The 25,809-nt window shown below is 66.4% G+C and carries 23 protein-coding genes; 1 reads left to right on the top strand and 22 read right to left on the bottom strand.

Features of this window, described 5'->3' with window-relative positions:
* Positions 1-79: 79 nt before the first annotated feature.
* The 7 genes from atpD to HPT29_RS02385 form a co-directional block, all read right to left on the bottom strand.
* Positions 80-1,534, bottom strand: a complete 1,455-nt coding sequence (gene atpD / locus HPT29_RS02415; RefSeq protein ID WP_173948089.1) for a F0F1 ATP synthase subunit beta — start codon at positions 1,532-1,534, stop codon at positions 80-82.
* 22 nt (positions 1,535-1,556) lie between these two features.
* Positions 1,557-2,429 carry a F0F1 ATP synthase subunit gamma gene (locus HPT29_RS02410; RefSeq protein WP_173948088.1) on the bottom strand — a complete coding sequence of 291 codons (873 nt, stop codon included), beginning with the start codon at positions 2,427-2,429 and terminating at the stop codon, positions 1,557-1,559.
* 55 nt (positions 2,430-2,484) lie between these two features.
* Positions 2,485-4,014 (bottom strand): F0F1 ATP synthase subunit alpha, encoded by a 1,530-nt coding sequence (gene atpA / locus HPT29_RS02405; protein ID WP_173948087.1) that lies wholly within the window; start codon positions 4,012-4,014, stop codon positions 2,485-2,487.
* The gene (locus tag HPT29_RS02400) at positions 4,014-4,586 is read right to left on the bottom strand and encodes a F0F1 ATP synthase subunit delta (RefSeq protein ID WP_173947412.1); all 573 of its coding nucleotides are present in this window, start codon (positions 4,584-4,586) and stop codon (positions 4,014-4,016) included. The genes atpA and HPT29_RS02400 overlap by 1 nt, the downstream gene beginning before the upstream one ends.
* Positions 4,587-4,828: 242 nt before the next feature.
* Positions 4,829-5,389, bottom strand: coding sequence for a histidine phosphatase family protein (locus HPT29_RS02395; RefSeq protein ID WP_173947413.1), 561 nt, complete (start codon positions 5,387-5,389; stop codon positions 4,829-4,831).
* A gap of 49 nt (positions 5,390-5,438) precedes the next feature.
* The gene (locus HPT29_RS02390; protein WP_173947414.1) at positions 5,439-7,601 is read right to left on the bottom strand and encodes a primosomal protein N'; all 2,163 of its coding nucleotides are present in this window, start codon (positions 7,599-7,601) and stop codon (positions 5,439-5,441) included.
* Between the two features lie 39 nt (positions 7,602-7,640).
* Positions 7,641-8,261: a class I SAM-dependent methyltransferase gene (locus HPT29_RS02385; protein WP_259060433.1), complete on the bottom strand. Its 621-nt coding sequence runs from the start codon at positions 8,259-8,261 to the stop codon at positions 7,641-7,643.
* A gap of 177 nt (positions 8,262-8,438) precedes the next feature.
* Here HPT29_RS02385 and HPT29_RS02380 point away from each other — a divergent pair, with 177 nt between their 5' ends.
* Positions 8,439-9,347 carry a tyrosine recombinase XerC gene (locus HPT29_RS02380; protein WP_247654706.1) on the top strand — a complete coding sequence of 303 codons (909 nt, stop codon included), beginning with the start codon at positions 8,439-8,441 and terminating at the stop codon, positions 9,345-9,347.
* Between the two features lie 5 nt (positions 9,348-9,352).
* Here the strand turns inward: HPT29_RS02380 and HPT29_RS02375 are convergent, their stop codons facing one another.
* The 15 genes from HPT29_RS02375 to sdhC form a co-directional block, all read right to left on the bottom strand.
* Positions 9,353-9,976 carry a thymidine kinase gene (locus HPT29_RS02375; protein ID WP_173947416.1) on the bottom strand — a complete coding sequence of 208 codons (624 nt, stop codon included), beginning with the start codon at positions 9,974-9,976 and terminating at the stop codon, positions 9,353-9,355.
* A gap of 9 nt (positions 9,977-9,985) precedes the next feature.
* On the bottom strand, positions 9,986-11,386 hold the full coding sequence (gene lpdA, locus HPT29_RS02370; RefSeq protein ID WP_173947417.1) for a dihydrolipoyl dehydrogenase: 1,401 nt from the start codon (positions 11,384-11,386) through the stop codon (positions 9,986-9,988).
* A gap of 120 nt (positions 11,387-11,506) precedes the next feature.
* The gene (gene odhB / locus HPT29_RS02365) at positions 11,507-12,745 is read right to left on the bottom strand and encodes a 2-oxoglutarate dehydrogenase complex dihydrolipoyllysine-residue succinyltransferase (RefSeq protein WP_173947418.1); all 1,239 of its coding nucleotides are present in this window, start codon (positions 12,743-12,745) and stop codon (positions 11,507-11,509) included.
* A 24-nt stretch (positions 12,746-12,769) separates the two neighbouring features.
* Positions 12,770-13,090 (bottom strand): YciI family protein, encoded by a 321-nt coding sequence (locus HPT29_RS02360; RefSeq protein WP_259060432.1) that lies wholly within the window; start codon positions 13,088-13,090, stop codon positions 12,770-12,772.
* 20 nt (positions 13,091-13,110) lie between these two features.
* Positions 13,111-16,071 (bottom strand): 2-oxoglutarate dehydrogenase E1 component, encoded by a 2,961-nt coding sequence (locus HPT29_RS02355; RefSeq protein WP_173947419.1) that lies wholly within the window; start codon positions 16,069-16,071, stop codon positions 13,111-13,113.
* A gap of 60 nt (positions 16,072-16,131) precedes the next feature.
* Positions 16,132-17,019: a succinate--CoA ligase subunit alpha gene (sucD, locus tag HPT29_RS02350; RefSeq protein ID WP_114768157.1), complete on the bottom strand. Its 888-nt coding sequence runs from the start codon at positions 17,017-17,019 to the stop codon at positions 16,132-16,134.
* A 12-nt stretch (positions 17,020-17,031) separates the two neighbouring features.
* The gene (gene sucC / locus HPT29_RS02345; protein WP_173947420.1) at positions 17,032-18,231 is read right to left on the bottom strand and encodes an ADP-forming succinate--CoA ligase subunit beta; all 1,200 of its coding nucleotides are present in this window, start codon (positions 18,229-18,231) and stop codon (positions 17,032-17,034) included.
* Positions 18,232-18,341: 110 nt separating this feature from the next.
* A complete protein-coding gene (gene mdh, locus HPT29_RS02340) occupies positions 18,342-19,304 on the bottom strand; it encodes a malate dehydrogenase (RefSeq protein ID WP_173947421.1) in 963 nt (320 codons plus the stop codon).
* 223 nt (positions 19,305-19,527) lie between these two features.
* Positions 19,528-20,157 (bottom strand): TetR/AcrR family transcriptional regulator, encoded by a 630-nt coding sequence (locus tag HPT29_RS02335; RefSeq protein ID WP_173947422.1) that lies wholly within the window; start codon positions 20,155-20,157, stop codon positions 19,528-19,530.
* On the bottom strand, positions 20,154-21,347 hold the full coding sequence (gene zapE, locus HPT29_RS02330; RefSeq protein ID WP_259060431.1) for a cell division protein ZapE: 1,194 nt from the start codon (positions 21,345-21,347) through the stop codon (positions 20,154-20,156). The genes HPT29_RS02335 and zapE overlap by 4 nt, the downstream gene beginning before the upstream one ends.
* A gap of 237 nt (positions 21,348-21,584) precedes the next feature.
* The gene (locus HPT29_RS02325) at positions 21,585-22,172 is read right to left on the bottom strand and encodes an AprI/Inh family metalloprotease inhibitor (protein ID WP_173947423.1); all 588 of its coding nucleotides are present in this window, start codon (positions 22,170-22,172) and stop codon (positions 21,585-21,587) included.
* Positions 22,173-22,339: 167 nt separating this feature from the next.
* Positions 22,340-23,122, bottom strand: a complete 783-nt coding sequence (locus HPT29_RS02320) for a succinate dehydrogenase iron-sulfur subunit (protein WP_173947424.1) — start codon at positions 23,120-23,122, stop codon at positions 22,340-22,342.
* 14 nt (positions 23,123-23,136) lie between these two features.
* Entirely contained in the window at positions 23,137-24,960 is a 1,824-nt protein-coding gene (sdhA, locus tag HPT29_RS02315; protein WP_173947425.1) for a succinate dehydrogenase flavoprotein subunit, read from the bottom strand.
* 11 nt (positions 24,961-24,971) lie between these two features.
* On the bottom strand, positions 24,972-25,391 hold the full coding sequence (gene sdhD, locus HPT29_RS02310; protein ID WP_173947426.1) for a succinate dehydrogenase, hydrophobic membrane anchor protein: 420 nt from the start codon (positions 25,389-25,391) through the stop codon (positions 24,972-24,974).
* Positions 25,392-25,403: 12 nt separating this feature from the next.
* On the bottom strand, positions 25,404-25,799 hold the full coding sequence (gene sdhC / locus HPT29_RS02305; RefSeq protein ID WP_173947427.1) for a succinate dehydrogenase, cytochrome b556 subunit: 396 nt from the start codon (positions 25,797-25,799) through the stop codon (positions 25,404-25,406).
* Between the last annotated feature and the right edge of the window lie 10 nt (positions 25,800-25,809).

Genomic DNA, 25,809 nt, shown 5'->3' with positions numbered 1-25,809 from the left:
GGAATCGTTTGGGAGATACGCTTGGACACGAGCATCCCGGAGCGTGGGCGCACTGCTCCGGGATGACGTCTGGTTTGACTTAGGCCGCTTCGGCCGCCAGGCGCTGGGCCTTCTCGACGGCTTCCTCGATGGTGCCGACCATGTAGAAGGCAGCCTCCGGGAGGTGATCGTACTGGCCTTCGACGAGACCCTTGAAGCCCTTGATGGTGTCTTCGAGCGACACGAGCTTGCCGGGCGAGCCGGTGAACACTTCGGCCACATGGAAGGGCTGCGACAGGAAGCGCTCGATTTTTCGGGCGCGGGCGACGGTGAGCTTGTCCTCTTCGGAGAGTTCGTCCATGCCCAGGATCGCGATGATGTCCTGGAGCGCCTTGTAGCGCTGCAGCACCTGCTGGACCTGACGGGCGGTGTTGTAGTGCTCGTCACCGACGATGGCGGCCGAGAGCATGCGCGAGGTCGAGTCGAGCGGGTCCACGGCCGGGTAGATGCCCTTCTCGGCGATCGAGCGCGACAGCACGGTCGTGGCGTCGAGGTGGGCGAACGAGGTGGCCGGCGCCGGGTCGGTCAGGTCGTCGGCCGGCACGTAGATGGCCTGCACCGAGGTGATCGAGCCCTTGGTCGTGGTGGTGATGCGCTCCTGCAGGGCGCCCATGTCCGTGGACAGGGTCGGCTGGTAGCCCACCGCCGAGGGAATACGGCCGAGAAGCGCCGAAACCTCGGAGCCTGCCTGGGTGAAGCGGAAGATGTTGTCCACGAAGAACAGCACGTCCTGACCCTGATCGCGGAAGTTCTCGGCGACGGTCAGGCCGGTGAGTGCGACACGGGCGCGGGCGCCCGGGGGCTCGTTCATCTGGCCGTACACGAGGGCGCACTTGGATCCGGCGGCCGAGCCGTTCTCGCGGGGGTCGACGTTCACCTTCGACTCGATCATCTCGTGATAGAGATCGTTGCCCTCGCGGGTACGCTCGCCGACGCCGGCGAACACGGAGTAGCCGCCGTGCGCCTTCGCGACGTTGTTGATAAGCTCCATGATGAGCACGGTCTTGCCGACGCCGGCGCCGCCGAAGAGGCCGATCTTACCGCCCTTGGCGTAGGGGGCGAGAAGGTCGACTACCTTGATGCCCGTCACGAGGATCTGACCCTCGGTGGACTGCTCGGCGTAGGAGGGAGCCGGCTGGTGGATGGCGCGGGTGCCTTCGCCGACGATCGGGCCAGCTTCGTCCACGGGCTCGCCGATGACGTTCATGATGCGGCCGAGGGTGGCGGCGCCGACGGGCACCGAGATCGGCGCGCCGGTATCGGTGACTTCCTGACCGCGGACGAGGCCCTCGGAGGTGTCCATGGCGATGCAGCGCACGGTGCTCTCGCCCAGCTGCTGCGAAACTTCGAGTACGAGGCGGTTGCCGCCGTTCGTGGTCTCGAGAGCGTTCAGGATCTCTGGCAGGTGGCCGGCGAACTGCACGTCGACAACGGCGCCGATGACCTGGGTGATGCGACCGGTCGCTTTGCCGGCAGTGGTAGCGGTGTTGGCCATGATTGGCTCCTCTCGGATGTCGTCAGAGCGCCTCGGCGCCCGAGATGATTTCGATCAGTTCCTTGGTGATCATCGCCTGACGGGACCGGTTGTAGGTCATCGTCTGCTTCTTGATCATTTCGCCGGCGTTGCGGGTCGCGTTGTCCATGGCGCTCATGCGGGCGCCCTGTTCGGAGGCGGCGTTCTCGAGCAGCGCACGGAAGATCTGCACGGTGAGGTTCCGCGGCAGGAGCGTGGTGAGGATCTCGCCTTCCTCGGGCTCGTAGTCGTAGACCGCGTCGGTGGCACCGGCGCTGGCCTCGATCTGGGCCGGGATGATCTGCTGCGCCGTCGGAATCTGGGCGATCACCGAGCGGAAGCGCGAGTAGAACAGGGTCGCCACGTCGAACTCGCCCGCGTCGAAGCGGCCGAGGATCTTCTGGGCGATCTGGTCCGCCTGCTCGAAGCCGATCTGGCGCACCGCCCGCAGGTCGACGGACTCGATGATCTGCTCGGCGAACTGGCGACGCAGGATGTCGTAGCCCTTCTTGCCGACGCAGATGATCTTGACCGTCTTGCCTTCGGCGAGGAGCCGGTTGGCATGGTCGCGGGCGAGGCGTGCGATCGAGGAGTTGAACGCCCCGCACAGGCCGCGCTCGGCCGTGCAGACGACCAGCAGGTGAACGCGCTCGGAACCGGTGCCGGCTAGGAGGCGCGGCGTCTCGGGCCCGACCGTGATGCCGGACGCGAGGTTGCCGAGCACCACGGCCATGCGCTCCGCGTAAGGACGCGCGGCTTCCGCTGCGGTCTGCGCACGGCGCAGCTTCGCGGCGGCCACCATCTGCATGGCCTTGGTGATCTTCTGCGTCGCCTTGACCGAGGCGATGCGGTTACGAAGGTCTTTCAAGCTCGGCATCGAGCGGCCCTACCCTCTCCGGAAATCCGGCTGGATCTTACGAGAACGGATGTCTTTACGAGAAAGACTTGGCGAAGGTCTGGACCACGTCCTTGAGCTTCGCTTCCGAGTCGCTCGACAGGTCCTTCGAAGCCCGGATGGCGTCGAGGATATCGGCGTGCTTGCCGCGCAGGAGCGAGAGCAGCCCGTCCTCGAACGCCCGCACCCGGTTGAGGGGCAGGCTGTCGAGGTAGCCGTTCACGCCGGCGTAGATCACGGCGACCTGCTCTTCCATCTTCAGCGGCGAGAACTGCGGCTGCTTCAGGAGTTCGGTCAGACGCGAACCCCGGTTCAGGAGGCGCTGCGTCGTGGCGTCGAGGTCGGAGCCGAACTGGGCGAAGGCCGCCATCTCGCGGTACTGGGCCAGCTCACCCTTGATCTTGCCCGCGACCTTCTTCATTGCCTTCGTCTGGGCCGAGGAGCCCACGCGCGACACCGAGAGGCCGACGTTCACGGCCGGACGGATGCCCTGGTAGAACAGGTCCGTCTCGAGGAAGATCTGGCCGTCGGTGATCGAGATCACGTTGGTCGGGATATAGGCCGACACGTCGTTGGCCTGCGTCTCGATGACCGGCAGAGCGGTGAGCGAGCCGGCGCCCTGGCTGTCGTTGAGCTTCGCGGCGCGCTCGAGCAGGCGGGAATGGAGGTAGAACACGTCGCCCGGATAAGCCTCGCGGCCGGGAGGACGACGGAGCAGGAGGGACATCTGACGGTAGGCCACGGCCTGCTTGGACAGGTCGTCGTACACGATCACGGCGTGCATTCCGTTGTCGCGGAAGAACTCGCCCATGGCGCAGCCCGAGAAGGGTGCCAGGAACTGCATCGGAGCTGGGTCCGAGGCGGTGGCCGCGATGATGATGGAATATTCCAGCGCGCCTTGCTCTTCGAGAACCTTGACGAACTGGGCCACGGTGGAGCGCTTCTGGCCGACCGCGACGTACACGCAGTACAGCTTCTGCGATTCGTCGTTGCCCTGGTTGAGCGGCTTCTGGTTGAGGATCGTGTCGAGCACGACGGCGGTCTTGCCGGTCTGGCGGTCGCCGATGATCAGCTCGCGCTGGCCGCGGCCGACCGGGATCAGGGCGTCGATGGCCTTGAGGCCCGTCGCCATCGGCTCGTGCACCGACTTGCGCGGAATGATGCCGGGAGCCTTCACGTCCACGCGGCGGCGCTCGGTGGCCTGGATCGGGCCCTTGCCGTCGATGGGATTGCCGAGCGCGTCGACGACGCGGCCGAGGAGACCCTTGCCGACCGGCACGTCCACGATGGCGCCCGTGCGCTTCACGGTCTGGCCTTCGGCGATCTCACGGTCGGAGCCGAACACCACGACGCCGACGTTGTCGGTCTCGAGGTTGAGGGCCATGCCGCGCACGCCGCTCTCGAATTCGACCATCTCGCCGGCCTGAACCTTGTCGAGGCCGTAGCAACGGGCAATGCCGTCACCGACGGACAGGACCTGCCCGACTTCGGTGACTTCAGCCTCGGTACCGAAGTTCTTGATCTGCTCTTTGAGGATCGCGGAGATCTCAGCGGCTCGAATGTCCATCAGCGGACCTCTTTCATCGCTAGACGAATGGAATTGAGTTTGGTGCGCACCGAGGCATCCACCATGCGGGACCCCATCTTTACGATGAGACCGCCGATGAGGCTCGGGTCGATTTTGACGTCGACGGAGACGTCAGCCTTGGCGACGTCGCGCAGCGCCGCCTTGATTTCGTTCAGGACCGTGTCGGACGGCGCTTCCGCCAGGATGACCTGCGCCCGGACGATACCCTTGGCATCGGATTCCAGATTCTGGAAGGCGCGGATCATGTCGGGCAGCGCGAAGAGCCGGCGCTTGGACGCGACCAGGCGGATGAAATTGCCCGCAAGACCCGAAATGCCGGCCTTGTCGAGAATGGCCCCGATCGCGTTGGACTGCTCTTCGGCCGTGAAGATGGGATTCTGGATCAGGCGCTGCAAGTCTTCGCTGCCGCGGATCAGCTGATCGAAGCGGGCCAGGTCGCCGGAGACGGCATCCACGGCATTCGCTTCGCGAGCGAGTTCGAACAGCGCCGAAGCATAGCGCAATGCTACGCCCGACAGGAGGGGTCCTTCTTGCGAACCGCTTTGCGCCACGTAACCGTCTCTCTCGTGTCTTAACGGGCCTCGGACCGGGGCAGCCTGCAATTGAGGCCCTCGGGAAACCCGTCAGGTGTGGAAATGAGCCTGGGGCGGGAGCCTTCTCCGCCCGTCAGGCGAGGGTGCACTAGCATGGGTTTTCCCAGGGCGCAAGGCGAGCTGGGCCCTGTCTGGCCGGGAAAAAACCGAGCCGTCGGTTATGGTGAAGGCTCGCAGGAGCCGCGTCGGCGCAAAATGCTTCAAAGCTCCAGCGCGGCCACCTCGCAATTGGCCAGGAACCGCCCGGTGAGCCTGCTGAAGAAGGTGCCGTGCCCGACGACGGCGATCATCGCCTCCGGCCGCTCGGCGAGCCACTGCCGGAACCGCTCGACCCGCCCCTCGAAGACGTGAGGCGGTTCGGACACGAAGCCGCGCTCGTTCACCTCGCCCTCGCTGTGCCACCAAACCTCGTCCAGGTGACCGAAATGCAGGTGCGGAAAGTCCCGGGACAGCTGGGAGACCGCGCGGCCCACGTCGCAGCTGCTCTCCAGGTGCTCGCGGTGGAGGCACTCGACCAGGATCGGTGGGGCGGCCGGATGCGTCCCGAACAGGCCCATGGTGGTCTGGATCGCCCGGGTCAGGGGCGAGGTCACGACGAGTTCGTAGGGGTGCTGGCGCAGCTCCGGCGCCCGCTCGGCCACCTGCTGCTGGCCGAGTGCCGTGAGAGGCGCATCGAAATGGCCCGGATCCTCGCCGTGCTCGGCCCAATGGGCGTTGAAGGTGGATTGGCCGTGGCGGATGCAATGGACGATCTTGGTCATGGGCCCTGTCTTGGTGTTGGGAGTTCGCTTGATCACAAAAAGCTCTCGATTACAAAAAACTTTGGGGATCCACGTCGATGGACACGCGGGTATTGCCGCGGATCTTCGGGCAGCGGGCCATCCAACCCCGGAGATAGGCCTGAAGATCCACCTCGCGCTCGGTTTTCACCAGCAATCGGAAGCGGTAGCGGCCGCGGATGAGGGCGAGCGGCGCCTCGGCTGGTCCGAGCACCGTCACGCCGGGCGACGGCTCGGCCACGAGGGCCATGGCCCGGGCGTGCCCCTCCGCGGCCTCGCGGTCCTCGGCCGAGACGATCAGGGAGGCGAGCCGCCCGAAGGGGGGCAGGCCGGCCATCTCGCGCACCCGGGTCTCCTCCTCGTAGAACCGTTCCGCGTCTCCCGAGATCAGGGCCGCGATCACCGGGTGGTCGGGCTGCCAGGTCTGGACCAGCGCCCGGCCCGGCTTCTCGCCGCGCCCGGCGCGGCCGGTCACCTGCTGGAGCATCTGGAAGGTGCGCTCGGCGGCGCGCGGATCGCCCGAGGTGAGGCCGATATCGGCATCGAGCACGCCCACCAGGGTCATGAGCGGGAAATTGTGCCCCTTGGCCACAAGCTGGGTGCCGATGACGATGTCGAACTCGCCCGTGGCGATCGCCGCGAGTTCGGCCCGCAGCCGCTCGGTGCCGCCGGGAAAGTCGCTCGAGAGCACGATGCAGCGCTTGTCCGGGAACAGCTCCGCGGCCTCCTCGGCAATGCGCTCCACGCCGGGGCCGCACGGCACCAGCGAATCGACGCTGCCGCATTCGACGCAGGCGTGGGGCGTGCGCTCCACGTGGCCGCAATGGTGGCACACGAGGGCCCGTCGGAAGCGGTGCTCCACCAGCCAGGAGGAACAGTTGGGGCATTCGTAGCGGTGGGCGCAGGCCCGGCAGAGGGTGAGCGGGGCATAGCCGCGCCGGTTGAGGAAGAGGAGCGCCTGCTCGCCGCGCCCGACCGTATCCTCCACGGCACCCACCAGGGTCGGCGAGAGCCAGCGCCCCTTGGGAATGGCCTCCTTGCGCAGGTCCACGGCGCGGATCTGGGGCATGGAGCGGCCGCCGAATCGCTCGGGCAGGCGCACATGGCGGTAGCGCCCGCGCTCCACGTTGACCCGGCTCTCGATGGACGGCGTGGCTGAGGCGAGCACCACGGGGGCGTTCTCGATCCTGCCGCGGACCACCGCCATGTCGCGGGCATGATAATGCACCCCGTCGTCCTGCTTGTAGGCGGTCTCGTGCTCCTCGTCGACGATGATGAGGCCGAGATCCGCGTAAGGCAGGAACAGGGCCGAGCGGGCGCCCGCCACCACCTTCACGTCGCCCGCCGCGATGGCCGTGTAGAGCCGCTCGCGCCGGCGCCCCGTGACGCCCGAATGCCAGGTAGCGGGCTTGACCCCGAACCGGGCCGCGAAGCGGTCCAGGAACTGCGCCGTCAGGGCGATCTCGGGCATGAGGATCAGGGCCTGCCGGCCGGTGCGGACGGCCTCGGCCACGGCCTCGAAATACACCTCCGTCTTGCCGGATCCCGTGACGCCTTCGAGAAGAATCACGGGCGGATGCTCCTCGGCCATGGCGGCGACAATCTCCTCGGCCGCCGCCTTCTGCCCGTCGGACAGGGCCGTGTGGCCGAAACCCGGGTTGGGCGTCTCAGCGACGGGCTCGGCCAGCAGGGTGACCGTCTCGAGGGTTCCCTCGTCGATGAGCCCGTCGACGACGCCGTTGCTCACACCGGCCGCATGCGCGAGCTCGCTCTTGAGCCGCACCGCTCCGTCCTTGGCAACCTCGATCACCTTCTGCCGGGCCGGCGTCAGGCGCTTCGGCAGGGCGCCGGCCAGCCTCACGCCGACGCGGGCCACCTCCTGCCGGTCGGGATCCGGGATCTTGAGCCCCATGGCGAGCGCCGAGCCCTTGGGCGCCAGGGTGTACCAGGCGATCCAGTCCAGGAACTTGCGCATCCTGGGCGACAGGTTCGGCGCCTCGATCACGCCCGTGACCTTCTTCAGGTTGCCGCCCTGCCCCTCGCGCAGACCCCAGACGACGCCGGCCACCTCGCGGTTGGCGAGTGGGACCTGCACCACGTCGCCCTCCTCGAGGGCAAGGCCGTCCGGCACGGCGTAGGAATAGGCCGTGTCCAGCGCCAGCGGGATGAGGACATCGGCGATCTTGGCGGCCATCAGCGGGAGAGCGCGAACGAGGAGAACATGAGCGACAGCTTAGACCCGATTTTGCCTCTCGAACGCAAGTATGGTCCAGCTCACGCCCTGGCGGCCGCGCATGTCGGGAAACGCGTGTCTCGCGAGAAGAGCGAGTCCCAGCGACCCGGCCTGGGATATCAGAGGGTCGATGGGCACCTCGAACATCCTTCGGCCCGCCGGAACCGGTCCTTTTCGGACGGTCATGACGATTCTGCCCCGCGGGGCGAGCAGCTCCGCAAGATGCGGCAAAGCCCGGCTTCGCTCGCCCTCGTCGAGATGCATCCACACGGCCGTCATCAGGATGAGATCGAAACGCTCGCCACCGGCCCGCACCTGCGCCAGATCCGGCAGCCCGTCGTCGATCCAAACGATGGTCGGTTCGGCATGGAGGCGTTGAGCGTGACGGCGCAGCTCGGGCGTGGGCTCGACCGCATGGACCCGGAAGCCGCGCCGCGCCAGGGCCGCGGCATCGCGGCCCGTGCCGGCTCCGATGTCGAGGGCCCTGCCCGGCTCGGGCAGCAAATCGAGCACGGGACGATAGAGATCCTCGAAAACGAGGCTCTCGTAGGTCTCCACGAGACCGTCGGCCTCTTCGCCATACCCTTGGGTCCCCGGAAGGCTCATTCTGTCCTGGCTCACGCGCGGTCTCCCTGTTGGACTGACCGGGATCTTATCCCATCCGGTCGCGATGGGGCGTCGGTGCTTCACGTTTTGGCAAGGCGGCGAAGCGATACTGGGACCGTGACGGACGCAACGAATTCATCCTCCGTGCTCGATCTCGTTCTCCCCGGGGCGGATGACACCCGCCGCGAGGCGATGGCTTGGCTCGCCTCGCTGGCCAAGGAGCGGCGGCTCTCGGCGAAGACAGTCGAGGCCTACGCCCGAGATCTGCGCCAGTTCCTGGCCTTTCTGACCAACCATCTCGGCGAGCCGCCGAGCGTGAAGGGCATCCTGGGCCTGAAGCCCCTCGACATCCGCGCCTTCCTGGCCGCCCGGCGCATGGATCAGGTCGGCAGCCGCTCGCTCATGCGCCAGCTCGCCGCCCTGCGCTCCTTCGCCCGCCATCTGGAGCGGGAGGGCTTTGGGACGGCCTCGGCCTTCGCGGCAATCCGAACGCCCAAAGTGGACAAGAACCTGCCCCGTCCCCTCTCCGCCTCCGCGGCCGTCGCCGTGACGGATGTCGAGACGCGGATCTCGGAGAGCCGCAAGGCCTGGATCCTGGCCCGGGACGCCGCCGTGCTGTCGCTGCTCTACGGCGCGGGCCTGCGCATTTCCGAGGCGCTCGGGCTGCAGCGCCGGGACGCCCCGGTCGCTGGAATCGACACCGTCACGGTGACCGGCAAGGGCGGCAAGATGCGCAGCGTGCCGGTCATCCCGCCGATCCAGAGGGCCGTGGAGACGTATCTGCAACTCTGCCCTTACGCGATTCCGCCAGAGGGTCCGCTCTTCGTCGGCGCTCGGGGCGGGCCACTCTCGCCGCGCATCATCCAGCTCGCCGTGGAGGAGCTGCGGGGCGCCCTCGGCCTGCCGGACAGCGCCACGCCCCATGCCCTGCGCCATTCCTTCGCGACGCATCTTCTCGCCAAGGGCGGCGACCTGCGCGGCATCCAGGAGCTCCTGGGCCATGCCTCGCTTTCGACCACCCAGCTCTACACGAAGGTCGACGCCGCCCGCCTCATGGACGCCTTCAACGCGGCCCATCCGCGGGCCAGGGTGAAGAGCTAGAGCTCTTACTCTGCCGCCACGGGCTGGGCCAGCAGCTGCCGGGCCGCGGGGCCGATGTCTCCGGCCGTCCAGTGGGGACGGCAGACGGACACGTAGCGACCTTCGCCGCCGATCTCGACCACCTCGCCCGAGCGCACGGCCTCGCCGTTGCGGTCGTATTTCAGGATCATCGTGGCCTTGCGGCCGCAATGGCAGAGCTGCTTGATCTCCTGAAAATCGTCCGCCAGGGCCATCAGGGCCACGATCGCGTCGCTGAACAGGGTGCCGTAGACGTTGTTCTTGAGCCCATAGGCCATGACGGGGATCCTCAGCTCGTCGACGATCCAGGCCAGCTGGCGGATCTGGTCCGCCGTCATGAACTGGACCTCGTCGATGAGCACCGCCGTCACCGGCCGCCTGGCATGCTCCGCCGCCACGAGGGCGTCGATGGCGTCTTCCTTCCGCAGGGGAGTCGCGTCGGCCTCGAGACCGAGGCGCGACTTGACCTTGCCGATGCCGAACCGGTCGTCGATCACGCTCGTGAACAGCAGCACATGGCCGCCGTTCTCGATGTAATTGTAGCGGACCTGCAGGAGATGGGTGGTCTTGCCTGCGTTCATCACCGAGTAGAGGAAGTGGAGCTTTGCCATCCGGCAATCCTACATGTGGATCGCGCGCTTTTCGACCGCGAGAGCTGCTTCCTTCACAGCTTCCGCCAGAGTCGGATGCGCATGGCAGGTGCGGGCCATGTCCTCGGACGATCCCCCGAACTCCATGGTGATCGCCGCCTCGTGGATGAGGTTGCCGGCTTCCGGGCCGATGATGTGGACGCCCAGCACCTTGTCGGTGGCGGCATCGGCCAAGATCTTCACGAATCCGTCCGTGGTGCGGTTGACCTTGGCGCGGCCATTGGCCGTGAACGGGAACTTGCCGGCGTTATAGGCGGTTCCGGCCGCCTTCAGTTCCTCCTCGGTCTTGCCGATGGAGGCGACCTCGGGGAACGTGTAGACCACGCTGGGGATCACGTCGTAGTTCACATGGCCCGCCTTGCCGGCGATGATTTCCGCAACGGCAACACCCTCGTCCTCGGCCTTGTGGGCAAGCATGGGGCCGGCGATCACGTCGCCGATGGCGTAGATGCCCGTGACGTTGGTGGAGAAATGCGCATCCGTCTGGATGCGGCCGCGATTGTCGAGCTGAACGCCCACGCGATCGAGGCCGAGCCCCTGCGTGTAGGGCACGCGGCCGATGGCGACCAGCACCACGTCGGCCTCGATGGTCTCGGAGCTGCCGCCGGCGGCCGGCTCGAAGGTGAGCGTCACGCCGCTGCCGGTCTTCTCCACCTTGGTGACCTTGGAGCCGAGCTTGAACTGGAAGCCCTGCTTGGTGAGGATGCGCTGGAAGTTCTTGGCGACCTCGCCGTCCATGCCGGGCAGGATGCGGTCGAGATATTCAACCACCGTCACCTCGGAGCCGAGGCGGCGCCAAACGGAGCCGAGCTCGAGGCCGATCACGCCGGCGCCGATGACCACGAGACGCTTCGGAACGCTCTCGAGCTCCAGCGCACCCGTGGACGAGACCACGACCTTCTCGTCGATCTCGATGCCCGGCAGGCGCGTCACGTCGGAGCCCGTTGCGATGATGATGTTCTTCGTCTCGAGCATCTGGTTCGAGCCGTCCTCCGACGTCACCTCGATCTGGCCCGGAGCCGCGATGCGCGCGGTGCCGATGAAGGCGTCGATCTTGTTCTTCTTGAGCAGGAACTCGACGCCCTTGGTGTTGCCGTCGACGCCCTCCTGCTTGAAGGACTGCATGGTCTTGAGGTCGAGGGTCGGGGCGGACACGCCGATGCCGAGCCCGGCGAAGTGATCGCGCGCCTCCTCGAACATGTGAGAGGCGTGCAGCAGGGCCTTGGACGGAATGCAGCCCACGTTAAGGCAGGTGCCGCCATGGGTCTTGCGCTTCTCGACGACGGCGGTCTTCAGGCCGAGCTGCGCGGCCCGGATGGCGGCCACGTAGCCGCCGGGGCCGGTGCCGATGACGATGACATCGTAGGACATGGATTTACCCTCGCTGCGTCATCACCGGGTCCGTCCCGGCGATCCCGATGCGGTGAAGCGCGGAGCCTCTCCGATCGAGATGGCCGGGACACGCCCGGCCATGACGGATATGATGAAAACTTAGAGATCGAGGACGAGGCGGGCCGGATCTTCCAGCGCATCCTTGACCCGCACGAGGAAGGTGACCGCTTCCTTGCCGTCGACGATGCGGTGATCGTAGGAGAGCGCGAGATACATCATCGGGCGCACGACGATCTGGCCATTGCGGACGACCGGGCGATCCTCGATGCGGTGCATGCCGAGAATGCCCGATTGCGGCGCGTTGAGGATCGGCGTCGACATGAGCGAGCCGTAGATGCCGCCGTTGGTGATCGTGAAGGTGCCACCCTGCATCTCGTCGATGGACAGCTTGCCGTCACGGGCGCGGCGGCCGAAATCGGCGATCTTCTTCTCGATGCCGGCGACAGACAGGTCGTCCGCATCGCGCACGACCGGGACCACGAGGCCCTTCTCGGTGCCGACCGCGATGCCGATGTGGTAGTAGTTCTTGTAGACGAGGTCCTGCCCGTCGATCTCGGCATTGACGGCCGGAACGTCCTTGAGGGCCTGGATCACCGCCTTGGTGAAGAAGCCCATGAAGCCGAGCTTGGTGCCGTGCTTCTTCTCGAACACGTCCTTATACTGGCTGCGCAGGTTCATCACCGCGCTCATGTCCACGTCATTGAACGTGGTCAGCATGGCGGCGGTGTTCTGAGCGTCCTTGAGGCGGCGCGCGATGGTCTGGCGCAGCTTCGTCATCTTCACGCGCTCTTCCCGCTCGGCATCGACCGGAGCCGAGGGGGCGCGGACCTGGACCGGGGCGGCCTGCGCGGGCGCCGCAGCGCCGCCCGTGGCGATGGCCGCGAGCATGTCGCCCTTGGTCACGCGGCCGTCCTTGCCGGTGCCGGGAACGCCCGCCGGACTGACGCCGCTTTCGGCCGCGAGACGGGCCACGGCCGGTCCGTTGTCCCTGGACGCGCCGGCAGGAGCGGCCGCCGGAGCCGGGGCCGGCGCCGGAGCGGAAGCAGCCTTGGGCGCCTCCGCCTTCGGGGCAGCCGCAGGAGCCGCGGCGGCTGCCGCGCCGCCCTCCACGATGGAGCCGAGCACCGCGCCGGGGCTCACCGTCTCGCCGTCCTTGGCCACGATGTCGCCGAGGGTCCCGCTCGCGGGAGCGTTCACCTCGAGCGTCACCTTGTCGGTCTCGAGCTCCAGCACGGGCTCGTCGGCCTTCACGGGATCGCCGGGCTTCTTGAACCAGCGGCCGATGGTGGCCTCTGACACGGATTCGCCAAGGGTGGGTACGCGGATTTCGGTTGCCATGGATTACGCCTTAGGGACGGCCCTTCACAGAGGGTTCGGTTGATGGGTCGTCCGCAGGATGGCCTGCGGGACCAGGTGAATGTCATATCGGAAGCCGCCGCCGCCGGCGATCACGGGGTCGTCGCTCGTGAGGGCGGCCGCCGCGTCGGCGTCCTTCGCATCGATGATGGCGATGCCCCATATCCCGGCCGGATCGAGCACGGGCCCGACGACCAGGGCGATGCCCCGGTCGGCGAGATCCTGCCAGTACGCCGTATGCTTCTGCATCAGCTCCGCCTCGGACGGCGTCATGTCGCCCGGAAAGGTCGGCCGCGGAGGCAGAAGCTTGCAGAGATGGATCGGCACGGGTCGGGTCTCCGGTCGCGTCAGGCCGCGTAGGCCTCGTCGAGGAAGGCCTGCAGCTGGGCGGTGTGCTTGGACATGAGGCCCGTCGCCGTGGCCGCGGAGGCGGGACGTCCCACGTAGCGGGGGCGGTCCACCTTCGAGCCGGCCGTCTTGAGCACCCATTCGAGATAGGGCTCGACGAAGGTCCAGGAGCCCATGTTCTTGGGCTCTTCCTGGCACCACACCACGTCGGCCTTCTTGAAGCGGGAGAGCTCGGCCGCCACGGACTTGGCCGGGAACGGATAGAGCTGCTCGACGCGCAGCAGGTAGACGTCGTCGATGCCCCGCTTCTCGCGCTCCTCGAGCAGGTCGTAATAGACCTTGCCCGTGCAGATCACCACGCGCCGGATCTTGTCGTCCTTCACCAGCTTGATGCCCTCGCGCCCGAGCTGCGCGTCGTCCCGCAGCACGCGGTGGAAGGAGGTCCCCTCCGCGATGTCGGCGAGGCTCGACGTGCAGCGCTTGTGGCGCAGCAGCGACTTCGGCGTCATCAGGATCAGCGGCTTGCGGAAGTCGCGCTTCAGCTGACGACGCAGGATGTGGAAGTAGTTCGACGGAGTCGAGCAGTATCCGACCTGCATGTTGTCCTCGGCGCACATCTGCAACCAGCGCTCGAGACGGGCGGAGGAATGCTCCGGACCCTGGCCCTCGTAGCCGTGCGGCAGCAGGCACACGAGACCCGACATGCGCAGCCACTTGCGCTCGCCGCTAGAGATGAACTGGTCGAACACCACCTGCGCGCCGTTGGCGAAGTCGCCGAACTGGGCTTCCCACAGGGTCAGCGCGTTGGGCTCAGAGAGCGTATAGCCGTACTCGAAGCCCAGCACCGCCTCTTCCGAGAGCATCGAGTTGATGACCTCGTAGCGGGCCTGGTTCTCGCTGATGTGGTTGAGGTTGGTGTAGCGCTCCTCGTTCTCCTGGTCGGTGAGAACCGTGTGGCGCTGCGAGAAGGTGCCGCGCTCCACGTCCTGGCCGGAGAGGCGCACGCGATGGCCTTCGAGCAGGAGCGAACCGAAGGCGAGCGCCTCGGCCATGGCCCAGTCGAGTCCCTCGCCGGTCTCCAGCATCTTCTTCCGGTTGTCGAGGAAGCGCTGGATCGTGCGATGGAGATGGAAGCCCTCCGGGATCGTCGTGAGCGCCTTGCCGATCTGCTGCAGGGTCTCGACCGACACGCCGGTCTGGCCGCGGCGCGGATCGTCCTGATCCTCGCGCACGGCCTTCAGGCCGGACCAGCGGCCATCGAGCCAGTCGGCCTTGTTGGGCTTGTAATTGGACGCGATGTCGAACTCGGCGTCGAGCTTCGAGCGCCAGCTAGACTTCATCTCCTCGACCTCGGCCTCGGTGACGACCCCCTCCGTAACGAGCTTCTTGGAGTAGAGCTCGACGATCGCCGGATGCGACCGGATCTTGCGGTACATGAGCGGCTGGGTGAAGGCCGGCTCGTCGCCCTCGTTGTGGCCGAAGCGGCGGTAGCAGAACATGTCGATGACGACGGGCTTCTGGAAGCGCTGGCGGTACTCCGCCGCCACCTTGGCGGCGAACACCACGGCCTCCGGGTCGTCGCCGTTCACGTGGAAGATCGGCGCCTCGACCATCTTGGCCACGTCCGACGGATAGGGCGAGGAGCGCGAGAAGCGCGGATCGGTGGTGAAGCCGATCTGGTTGTTGATGATGAAGTGGATCGAGCCACCCGTGCGGTGCCCGCGCAGGCCGGACAGTCCCAGGCACTCCGCCACCACGCCCTGGCCGGCGAAGGCCGCGTCGCCATGGATCAGGAGCGGCATCACCGCGCCGCGGTTCTCCGGCGTGCAGCCGTGCTGGTCCTGCTTGGCCCGGACCTTGCCGAGCACCACGGGATCGACGATCTCGAGGTGGGACGGGTTGGCGGTCAGCGACAGGTGGACGTTGTTGCCGTCGAACGTACGGTCGGAGGAGGCGCCGAGATGGTACTTCACGTCGCCCGAGCCTTCCACGTCGTCGGGCGCGAAGGAACCGCCCTTGAACTCGTGGAACAAGGCCCGGTGCGGCTTGCCCATCACCTGGGTGAGCACGTTGAGGCGGCCGCGATGGGCCATGCCGAGCACGATCTCCTGCACGCCGAGATTGCCGCCGCGCTTGATGATCTGCTCGAGCGCCGGGATCAGCGACTCGCCGCCGTCCAGACCGAAGCGTTTGGTGCCGGTATAGCGGACATCCAGGAACTTCTCGAAGCCTTCCGCCTCGACGAGCTTGTTGAGGATGGCGCGCTTGCCTTCCTTGGTGAAGGTGATCTCCTTGTCGGGACCTTCGATGCGCTCCTGGATCCAGGCCTTCTCGACCGGATCGGAGATGTGCATGAACTCGACGCCGAGCGTCTGGCAATAGGTGCGTTCCAGAATGGCCACGATCTCGCGGATCGTGCCGAACTCGAGGCCGAGCACGTTGTCGAGGAAGATCTTGCGGTCCCAGTCGGCTTCCGTGAAGCCGTAATGGGACGGATGCAGCTCCTGATCGTTCGGACGGGGATTGATGTCGAGCGGATCGAGCTTCGCATGCAGGTGGCCGCGCACCCGATAGGCGCGGATCAGCATGATGGCGCGGATGGAATCGCGGGTCGCCTGCTGCACGTCGATCTGGCTGATCTCGACGCCCTTGGCCTGCGCCTTCGCCTTGATCTTGTCGCCGACCGCCTTCTCGACCTGGGCCCAGTTGCCGTCGAGGGCGGAGACGAGTTCGCCATTGGCGTGGATCGGCCAGTTGGGCTTCTCCCAGGACGGGCCGTTGGCCGCCTTCTCGACAGCCTGCTTGTCGTCCTTCAGGGCGCCGAAGAATGCCTGCCACTCGGCATCGACCGAGGAGGGATCCTTCTCGTAGCGGGCCTGCAGATCCTCGATGTAGGAGGCGTTCGCCCCGTAGAGGAAAGCGGTGTTCAGGAAGTTTTCGTTGGCGTCTTGGCGTGCCATGGCAATTGTCGATCCAAATGAGGGACGGCCGCCCCGGCGCCGGGGCGGCCCTGTGCTGGGTTATTGGCCCTTGAGAACCTCGACCAGGGTCTTGCCGAGGCGAGCCGGCGACGGGGACACGCGGATGCCCGCGGCCTCCATGGCGGCGATCTTGTCCTCGGCGCCGCCCTTGCCGCCCGAGATGATGGCGCCCGCATGGCCCATGCGGCGTCCGGGAGGAGCCGTGCGGCCCGCGATGAAGCCGACCATCGGCTTCTTGCGGCCCTTCTTGGCCTCGCGGGCGATGAACTCGGCCGCCTCTTCCTCGGCCGAGCCGCCGATCTCGCCGATCATGACGATCGACTCGGTCTTGGGATCGGACAGGAACATGTCGAGCATCTCGATGAACTCGGTGCCCTTCACCGGGTCGCCGCCGATGCCGACCGCGGTGGTCTGGCCGAGGCCTTCATTGGTGGTCTGGAACACCGCCTCGTAGGTGAGGGTGCCGGAGCGCGACACGATGCCGACGGAGCCGGGCTTGAAGATGTTGGCCGGCATGATGCCGATCTTCGACTCGCCGGCCGTCACGATGCCGGGGCAGTTCGGCCCGATGAGGCGCGACTTGGAGCCTTCCAGCGCCCGCTTCACGCGCACCATGTCGAGCACCGGGATGCCTTCGGTGATGCAGACGATGAGCGGGATCTCGGCCTGGATGGCCTCGCAGATGGCGTCTGCGGCGCCCGGCGGCGGAACGTAGACGACCGAGGCGTCGGCGCCGGTCTTCTCGCGCGCTTCCATGACCGTGTCGAACACGGGCAGGTTCAGGTGCGTCGAGCCGCCTTTGCCCGGCGAGGTGCCGCCGACCATCTTGGTCCCATAGGCGATGGCCTGCTCGGAGTGGAAGGTCCCGTTCTTGCCGGTGAAGCCCTGGCAGATGACCTTGGTGTTCTTGTCGATGAGGATGGACATCAGCTCGAAACCTTACTTTCCGCCGCGCACGGCGTTCACGATCTTCTGGGCGGCGTCGTCGAGGTCGTCCGCCGGGATCACGTTGAGGCCGGATTCGCGGATGATCTGCTTGCCCTCTTCGACGTTCGTGCCCTCGAGGCGCACCACCAGGGGAACCTGCAGGCCGACGGTCTTCACGGCGGCGATCACGCCGCGGGCGATGACGTCGCACTTCATGATGCCGCCGAAGATGTTGACCAGGATGCCCTTCACGTTCGGGTCGGCCGTGATGATCTTGAACGCTGCCGTCACCTTCTCCTCGGACGCGCCGCCGCCGACATCGAGGAAGTTCGCCGGCTCCTCGCCGTAGAGCTTGATGATGTCGAGCGTCGCCATGGCGAGGCCGGCGCCGTTGACCATGCACCCGATGGTGCCGTCGAGCGCGATATAGGCGAGGTCGAACTTCGAGGCCTCGATCTCCTTCTCGTCCTCTTCCGTGAGGTCGCGCAGCTCCATCACCTCGGGGTGACGGTAGAGGGCGTTCGAGTCGAACGAGATCTTGGCGTCCAGGCACTTGAGGTGCTGGTCCTTGGTGACGATGAGCGGGTTGATCTCCAGCATCTCCATGTCCTTCGCGATGAAGGCCTTGTAGAGCTTGGTCACCAAGTCCTCGGCTTCCTTGGCGAGCGACCCTTTGAGACCGAGCGCCTTGGCGACCGTGCGGCCATGGTGAGGCATCACGCCGGTCGCCGGATCGACCGAAAAGGTCAGAATCTTCTCGGGGGTGTCGTGGGCCACCTGCTCGATGTCCATGCCGCCTTCCGTCGAGACGACGAAAGCGACCTGGCCGGTGGCACGGTCGACGAGCATCGACAGGTAGAGCTCGGTGTCGATATCGGAGCCATCCTCGATGTAGAGGCGGTTGACCTGCTTTCCGGCCTCGCCGGTCTGGATCGTCACAAGGGTGTTGCCGAGCATCTGCTTGGCGAATTCCTTGACCTCTTCGACGGACTTGGCGAGGCGCACACCGCCCTTCTCGCCGGCGGCGGCTTCCTTGAACTTGCCCTTGCCGCGGCCGCCCGCATGGATTTGGGACTTCACGACCCAGAGCGGTCCGCCGAGTTCCTTGGCGGCGGCCTCTGCCTCGTCGGCCGAGAAGATGGCCTTGCCGCGGGAGACGGGCAGGCCGAATTCCTTCAGGACTGCCTTGCCTTGATATTCATGGATGTTCATCTGTTTTCCTCTTCGTCATGCCTGGGCTTGGCCCGGGCATCCACGCCTTTTGCAGCGTGGCGAGTGAAGACGTGGATGGCCGGCACAGGGCTGGCCATGACGCGAATGGGTTAGGCGAGGGCCGAGTTGATCTGCTTGCAGGCGTCGACGAGACCCTGCACCGAGGCGACGGACTTCTCGAACATGGCCTTCTCGTCGGCCGAGAACTCGACCTCGACGATGCGCTCGACGCCGTTCTCGCCGATCACGATCGGCACGCCCACGAACATATTCTTCACGCCGTACTGGCCGTTGAGATAGGCCGCGCAGGGCAGGACGCGCTTCTTGTCCTTGAGGTAGCTTTCGGCCATCGCGATCGCCGAGGCGGCGGGCGCGTAAAAGGCGGATCCGGTCTTGAGCAGGTTGACGATCTCGCCGCCGCCCTTGCGGGTGCGCTCGACCATGGCGTCGAGCTTACCTTGAGAGGTCCAGCCCATCTTCACCAGGTCGGGCAGCGGGACGCCGGCGACCGTGGAATAGCGCACCAGCGGCACCATGTCGTCGCCGTGACCGCCGAGCACGAAGGCGGTCACGTCCTCGACCGACACGTTGAACTCTTCGGCCAGGAAGTGGCGGAAGCGGGCCGAGTCCAGCACGCCGGCCATGCCGACAATCTTGTTTTGCGGCAGGCCGGAGAACTTCTGGAGCGCCCACACCATGGCGTCGAGCGGGTTGGTGATGCAGATGACGAAGGCGTTCGGGGCGTATTGCTTGATGCCGTTGCCGACCGCTTCCATGACCTTCAGGTTGATGCCGATCAGGTCGTCGCGGCTCATGCCGGGCTTGCGCGGCACGCCGGCCGTCACGATGATCACGTCGGCGCCTTCGATGGCCGCGTAGTCGTTGGCGCCCTTGTACTTGGCGTCGAACCCGTCGACCGGCGCGGATTCGGCGATGTCGAGACCTTTGCCCTGGGGAATGCCTTCCGCGATATCGAAGAGAACGACGTCGCCGAGTTCCTTCAAGCCGACGAGATGGGCAAGCGTTCCGCCGATCTGGCCTGCACCGATGAGCGCGATCTTTTTCCGGGCCATGGTCTGTCCTTGGTTTTTGGCATGAGCCTTTTTGAGGTGGCGCTGTTTGCCATGAGAGATGGGCCGTCATCAAGCGACCAAAAGGTTAACGGGTCCGGCTTTGACCCGTCGGAAAAGTCTCGACAAGCTTAACGGTTCGAAAAGTCTTCAGGATTACAGGATCTTGACTGCTCGAGAAGGGTCGGAATTTTTCTGTTACATTTTTTGCAAATTGTAACTGGCGTTATACGCTACCGTTCGCCAGGGCCCTCAGGACGACCCGGATCATGGTGGCGAGACGCTGGTCGAGGATGGTCTGAGGGACCTCCGCATCGAGACGGACCGTAAGCGGATTGATGAAGCGGTAGACGGAATCGGTCACGAAGGAATGAGCCTTCTCGCGGTCCCGGGGGTCGAACTTGCCCGTCGTGATCCCCTCGTCGAGCACCCGGTCGATCAGCACACGCATCCGGGACCGGTGCTTGCGGATCAGAGGACGGGCGGTCTCGGTGGCCGTGCAATAGACGTCGAAGAGATGCCGGTCTTCCTTCAGGAGATCCCGGTGAATCCGGGCCCAGGCCTGGATCAGGCGCTCCAGCTTGTCGTCGGCGGGATCCGGGGAATCCGCGATGTCCGCGATGGTCGCCTCCATCCGCCGCAGCCATTGCCCGGCCACCGCGTCGATGAGAGCCGCCTTGCTGGCGAAGTAGCGGTAGACGTTGGCATGGGTCATGCCCGCTGCATCGGCGATGCCGACGACAGTGACGTGCCTGGGGCCATGTTCCTTGAGCTGGTGCGCCGCGATGGCGAGAAGGCGGGTGTCGGCGGGGGCGGTCTCGGTCGACCGCACGGCTGCGCCGGAGGGCCGCTTCATGTCTCGGCGAGCCCCGTGGTGCTGCCTGAGGCTTCCGAATCCGAGCGGCCATGCGGCAGGGACAGGTATTCCTCCGAGCGCATCTCGATGAGCCGGGACACCGTGCGGTCGAACTCGAACGCCTCGCGCCCGGTATCGGCGTGATAGAGCTCATGCACCTCTGCCTCGGCCGAGGCCAGGAGCTTCACGTGGGCATCGTAGAGGGCGTCGATGAGCAGGATGAAGCGCTTCGCTTCGTTGCGGCGCTCGAGGGACATCGTCGGGATGTTCTCGAGAATGACCGTGTGGAACGCCTCCGCCAGCGCGACGTAATCGGCGGCGCCGAGCGGCTTGGAGCAGAGATCCCCGAAGGCGAAGCGCGCCACGCCGCCGGCGGCCTGCGGCACCTCTACGGGATGTCCCTTGACGGTCATCACCAGGGACTTGCCCTGCTCGCGTCCCGTCAGGCTCTTGAACGCCCGGGTCAGGGCCGCATGGGCGTGCTCGTCGGCCGGCGTGTAGAAGACCGGGCTGCCGGCGAGCTTTTCGAGCCGGAAATCGGTGCGGGATTCGAGCTTCACCACGGCCATCCGCTCCTGCAGCAGCCCGATGAAAGGCAGGAAGAGCGAGCGGTTCAGGCCACCCTCGTAGAGCCGGTCCGGCTCCACGTTGGAGGTGGCCACCACCACGACGCCCCGGGCGAACAGGGCCGTGAACAGACGCCCAAGGATCATGGCGTCGGCAATATCCGTGACGGTGAACTCGTCGAAGCACAGCACCCAGGCCTCGTCGGCGAGCGCCTCGGCCACCGGGCCAATGGGATCGTCGCCCGAGACCTGGCCGGTTTTCAGCTTCTGCCGGTAGTCGTGGATGCGCCCGTGCACGTCGGCCATGAAGGCGTGAAAGTGGACCCGGCGCTTGCGCCGGACCGGGAGCGCCTCGAAGAACAGGTCCATCAGCATGGTCTTGCCGCGCCCGACGGAGCCCCAGACATAGAGCCCCTTCGGCGGCGCGCTGCTCTTCTGGCCGAAGAGCCAGCCGAGGGCGCTGGGCTTGCGGGCCAGCCGATGGTTGGCGAGGCTCTCGGCCAGCGCCTGGAGCCGCTTGAGCAGGGACACCTGGGCCGAATCGCGTTCGATGGCGCCGGACGCGACCAGGGCGTTGTAGCGGGCGGTGATGGATTGGGGCGAGGAGAAGGAGGTGTCGTTCACGGGATGATCGATACCCCTCCGGGCCCTGCAGCGCAAACCTCTTCGGGCCGGGCGCTTCGAAAAGTCGGCCCGTTCCGGCGCCGGACCGGCCGAGCGCTACTGCCGTCGTCACCGGCCTCGTGCCGGTGATCCCAACCAAGAGAAGCTCGGCGCCTGACCGGACCGGGATGGCCGGGACAAGCCCGGCCATGACGTCGGATGATCATTCACCAGGAGCGGGTCGGTTTTGCCGGCCGATCAGCGCGTGAGGGAGAGCGGCGCGCCGGACTTGGCGAGAACGCCGCTGAGGGACGAGGACGAGCCGCGCAGGCGCGCCGTCACGGCACCGCCGGTCTGGTAGAGATACACTTCTCCGTCCCGGTAGTCCCAGGCATTGACCTTGGACAGGTCCTGGTTCGAGCAGCCGGAAGCCGAGGCCCGGTAGAGATCGAGGGCGGGCGAGCTCGACAACTGGACCCGGCAGGAGCCCCCGGACGTCTGGACGCTCCAGTTGCCGACCATCGCGGTGCGGCTCGTGGGAGCCGCCGCAGTTGCGGGAGCCGGCGCCCCGATGGTCGGTGGCGGAGGCGCGGGCGGAAGGCCGGCGATGTCGGTTCCGCCGGCCGGGGGAGTCGTCATGTCGGGTGCGACGGGTGCGCCGGCGAGCGGGGGCAGCGGCGCCGCCTCGACGGGTCCCGACGGCACGGCCTCGACGGGTGGAACCTCGGTGATCGGCGCCGCCGCTGCGCTGCGGGTCGGGGGCCCGCCGAGCCGCGTGGAGGAGCACGCCCCGAGCGCCAGGGCGGAGCAGATTACAGCAGTCGTCAGCCAGACAGGCTTCGTCATCGTGGTCCTCGCGGGCATGGCCGTCCCTTCGGACGGGTTATGACGGCCCAGGCTATGGGAAGGAATATGAACCCAGGCCAACATGGTTCCGGCTTCGACATATGGGATCGGCGGAGACAAAAAAAGGCGCCTGAGGCGCCTTTTTGTGGGATTGTTGCATGGAAGCGTCACACGACTCGCGCGATCATCATCTTCTTGACCTCGGCGATCGCCTTGGCCGGGTTGAGGCCCTTGGGGCAGGTATTGGCGCAGTTCATGATCGTGTGGCAGCGGTAGAGCCGGAAAGGATCGTGCAGATTGTCGAGCCGGTCGCCGGTGTTCTCGTCGCGGCTATCGATCAGCCAGCGATAGGCCTGGAGCAGGGCCGCCGGTCCCAGGAAGCGGTCGCCGTTCCACCAGTAGCTCGGGCAGGAGGTGGTGCAGCAGGCGCAGAGAATGCACTCGTAGAGCCCGTCGAGCTTGGAGCGCTCCTCCGGAGTCTGGCGCCATTCGGTCTCGGGCGCGGGCGTCTCCGTCTGGAGCCAGGGCTCGACCGAGGCGTGCTGAGCGAAGAAGCTCGTCAGGTCGGGCACCAGATCCTTGAGCACCGGCATGTGCGGCAGCGGATAGATCTTGATCGAGTCCGACGCGCAATCGTCGATGCCCAGCGTGCAGGCCAGCGTGTTGCCGCCCATGATGTTCATGGCGCAGGAGCCGCAGATCCCCTCACGGCAGGAGCGACGGAAGACCAGCGTCGAATCGACGTTGTTCTTGATCCACAGGAGCGCGTCGAGAACCATCGGGCCGCAATCGTCCCGGTCGACGTAATAGGTGTCGATGCGCGGGTTCTGCCCGTCGTCCGGGTTCCAGCGGTAGATGCGGAATTCCTGGACGTTCGAAGCCCCTTCCGGCTTCGGCCAGGTCTGGCCTTCGGTGTACTTGGAGTTTTTGGGAAGCGTGAACTGAGCCATCGTTTTCGTCTTCCTTAGTACACGCGAGCCTTGGGCTCGATGTACTGGATGTCGTTCGACATGGTGTAGGTGTGCACCGGGCGGTAATCGAGGGTCACCTTGTGCGAGGTGTCGTCGAGCCAGGCGAGCGTGTGCTTCATCCAGTTCTTGTCGTCGCGCTCGGTGAAGTCCTCGCGGGCATGGGCGCCGCGAGATTCCTCACGGTTCGCCGCGCCCTCCATGGTGACGACCGCCTGGCCGATCAGGTTGTCGAACTCCAGCGTCTCGAGGAGATCGGTGTTCCAGATCAGGGAACGGTCCGTGACCTTGATGTCTGCGGCCGCGTTCCACACGTCGTGGATGAGCTTCCTGCCCTCTTCCAGAACCTCGCCCGTGCGGAACACCGCGCAATTGTTCTGCATGGTCTTCTGCATCTGCAGGCGCAGATCCGCCGTCGAGGTCGAGCCGTTGGCGTAGCGGAACTTGTCGAGGCGCGAGAGCGAGAGCTCGTCGGCGTTCTTGGGCAGGTCCGCGTGACGGGCGTTGGGCTCCAGGATCTCGGCGCAGCGCAGGCCCGCCGCGCGGCCGAACACCACGAGGTCGATCAGCGAGTTCGACCCGAGGCGGTTCGCCCCGTGCACGGACACGCAGGCCGCTTCGCCGAGCGCCATCAGGCCCGGCACCACCGTGTCCGGGTTGCCGTTCTTCAGGGTCAGCACCTCGCCGTGATAGTTCGTCGGGATGCCGCCCATGTTGTAGTGGACAGTCGGCAGGACCGGGATCGGCTCCTTCGTCACGTCGACGCCGGCGAAGATCTTGGCGCTCTCCGAGATGCCCGGCAGGCGCTCGTGCAGGATCTTGGGATCGAGGTGGTCGAGATGGAGATAGATGTGGTCCTTGTTCTTGCCGACGCCGCGGCCGGCGCGGATCTCCATGGTCATGGCGCGCGAGACCACGTCACGGGAGGCGAGGTCCTTGGCGGACGGCGCATAGCGCTCCATGAAGCGCTCGCCTTCCGAGTTGGTGAGATACCCGCCCTCGCCGCGCGCGCCCTCGGTGATGAGGCAGCCCGAGCCGTAGATGCCGGTCGGATGGAACTGCACGAACTCCATGTCCTGCAGCGGCAGGCCGGCGCGCAGCACCATGGCGTTTCCGTCGCCCGTGCAGGTATGGGCCGAGGTGGCGGAGAAATAGGCGCGTCCATAGCCGCCCGTGGCCAGGATCGTCATGTGGGCGCGGAAGCGGTGGATCTCGCCGGTGGACTGGTTGAGGGCCACGACGCCGACGCAGCGGCCGTCGGAATCCATCATCAGGTCGAGGGCGAAATACTCGATGAAGAAGTTGGTCTGGTTCTTCACCGCCTGGCCGTAGAGGGTGTGCAGGATCGCATGGCCCGTACGGTCGGCGGCCGCGCAGGTGCGCTGCGCCGTGCCCTTGCCGAAATCGGTCGTCATGCCGCCGAAGGGGCGCTGGTAGATCTTGCCCTCGGCCGTGCGGGAGAAGGGAACGCCCCAGTGCTCGAGTTCGTAGACCGCCGCAGGCGCGTTGCGCACGAGGTACTCGATGGCATCCTGGTCGCCGAGCCAGTCCGAGCCCTTGACGGTGTCGTACATGTGCCAGCGCCAGTCGTCCGGCCCCATATTGCCCAGCGACGCCGAGATGCCGCCCTGGGCGGCCACCGTATGCGAGCGGGTCGGGAACACCTTGGTGATGCAGGCGGTGCGGAGGCCGGCCTGCGAGCAGCCGACGGTGGCGCGAAGACCCGCGCCGCCCGCACCCACGATCACCACGTCGAAAGTGTGGTCGATAATGGTATAGGCCTTGCCGTTGACGGCGGCGCCGTTCGTTGCTTGAGCCATGTGAGAATTCCTTAAGCGAGGATGCGGCCGAGGCTGACCTTGAGGATGGCGTAGAGGCACGCCACCGCGATGATCACGGCATAAAAATTGTTGGCCATGGTGGCGGCGATCTTCTGGCCCTTGTGATGGACGTAGTCTTCGATGACGATCTGCATGCCGAGGCGCATGTGGTTCGTGACCGAGAGCACCGCGAGGATCAGGATGATCGCGACCAGCGGATGCGAGATGACGGCGATCGCGTCCTGGTAGGAGGGCGAGGCGGCAAGCGCCGCCACGATGATCACGAAGGAAATGATCAGGGGGACGTTCGACACCGCCGTGACGCGGTGGATCCACCAATGCTCGACCCCGTGCCCGGAGGCCCCGAGGCCCTTCACGCGGGCGAGCGGGGTGCGCATGGAAACGCGGGTATCAGCCCTGTTGTCGGCCATGTGTCCTTCTCCTTAGAACGCGATGAAGGCGACGATCCAGATCGCCAGAGTAAGGGCGACCGAGCCGACGAGGGTGAAGCGGGCCATGTTGATGCGCTGGGCCGGCTCCATGCCATGGCCGAAATCCCACACCAGGTGGCGCACGCCGCCCAGCATGTGGTGCATGAGGATCCAGGTGTAGACGAACAGGATCAGATACCCGAGAGGCGAGCCGAAGAACCACTGCACCGCATCGAAAGCGGAGGGCCCGGAGGCGAGCGCCACGAGCCAGATGGCGAACAGCGCGATGCCGCCGTAGAGGGCGACGCCCGTGATGCGGTGGGCGACGGACATCGCCATCGTCCAGCTCCACCGGTAGATCTGAAGATGCGGGGACAGGGGCCGCGGGGCCACTTTCGCCTCAGCCATGGTGTTCACT

The organism is Microvirga terrae (genome assembly GCF_013307435.2).
GTDB classification, from domain to species: Bacteria; Pseudomonadota; Alphaproteobacteria; order Rhizobiales; family Beijerinckiaceae; genus Microvirga; species Microvirga terrae.
This window is presented reverse-complemented; position numbering and strand designations above follow the sequence as displayed.

Bases quoted from the DNA above. Each gene is read 5' to 3' on its own strand.
- atpA (WP_173948087.1), bottom strand. From the start codon at position 4,014: ATGGACATTCGAGCCGCTGAGATCTCCGCGATCCTCAAAGAGCAGATC.
- sucD (WP_114768157.1), bottom strand. From the start codon at position 17,019: ATGTCCATCCTCATCGACAAGAACACCAAGGTCATCTGCCAGGGCTTC.
- HPT29_RS02320 (WP_173947424.1), bottom strand. From the start codon at position 23,122: ATGGCTCAGTTCACGCTTCCCAAAAACTCCAAGTACACCGAAGGCCAG.
- sdhC (WP_173947427.1), bottom strand. From the start codon at position 25,799: ATGGCTGAGGCGAAAGTGGCCCCGCGGCCCCTGTCCCCGCATCTTCAG.
- atpD (WP_173948089.1), bottom strand. From the start codon at position 1,534: ATGGCCAACACCGCTACCACTGCCGGCAAAGCGACCGGTCGCATCACC.
- HPT29_RS02325 (WP_173947423.1), bottom strand. From the start codon at position 22,172: ATGACGAAGCCTGTCTGGCTGACGACTGCTGTAATCTGCTCCGCCCTG.
- lpdA (WP_173947417.1), bottom strand. From the start codon at position 11,386: ATGTCCTACGATGTCATCGTCATCGGCACCGGCCCCGGCGGCTACGTG.
- sucC (WP_173947420.1), bottom strand. From the start codon at position 18,231: ATGAACATCCATGAATATCAAGGCAAGGCAGTCCTGAAGGAATTCGGC.
- HPT29_RS02335 (WP_173947422.1), bottom strand. From the start codon at position 20,157: ATGAAGCGGCCCTCCGGCGCAGCCGTGCGGTCGACCGAGACCGCCCCC.
- HPT29_RS02375 (WP_173947416.1), bottom strand. From the start codon at position 9,976: ATGGCAAAGCTCCACTTCCTCTACTCGGTGATGAACGCAGGCAAGACC.
- sdhD (WP_173947426.1), bottom strand. From the start codon at position 25,391: ATGGCCGACAACAGGGCTGATACCCGCGTTTCCATGCGCACCCCGCTC.
- sdhA (WP_173947425.1), bottom strand. From the start codon at position 24,960: ATGGCTCAAGCAACGAACGGCGCCGCCGTCAACGGCAAGGCCTATACC.
- HPT29_RS02380 (WP_247654706.1), top strand. From the start codon at position 8,439: ATGGCTTGGCTCGCCTCGCTGGCCAAGGAGCGGCGGCTCTCGGCGAAG.
- HPT29_RS02355 (WP_173947419.1), bottom strand. From the start codon at position 16,071: ATGGCACGCCAAGACGCCAACGAAAACTTCCTGAACACCGCTTTCCTC.
- mdh (WP_173947421.1), bottom strand. From the start codon at position 19,304: ATGGCCCGGAAAAAGATCGCGCTCATCGGTGCAGGCCAGATCGGCGGA.
- HPT29_RS02410 (WP_173948088.1), bottom strand. From the start codon at position 2,429: ATGCCGAGCTTGAAAGACCTTCGTAACCGCATCGCCTCGGTCAAGGCG.
- HPT29_RS02390 (WP_173947414.1), bottom strand. From the start codon at position 7,601: ATGGCCGCCAAGATCGCCGATGTCCTCATCCCGCTGGCGCTGGACACG.
- HPT29_RS02395 (WP_173947413.1), bottom strand. From the start codon at position 5,389: ATGACCAAGATCGTCCATTGCATCCGCCACGGCCAATCCACCTTCAAC.
- odhB (WP_173947418.1), bottom strand. From the start codon at position 12,745: ATGGCAACCGAAATCCGCGTACCCACCCTTGGCGAATCCGTGTCAGAG.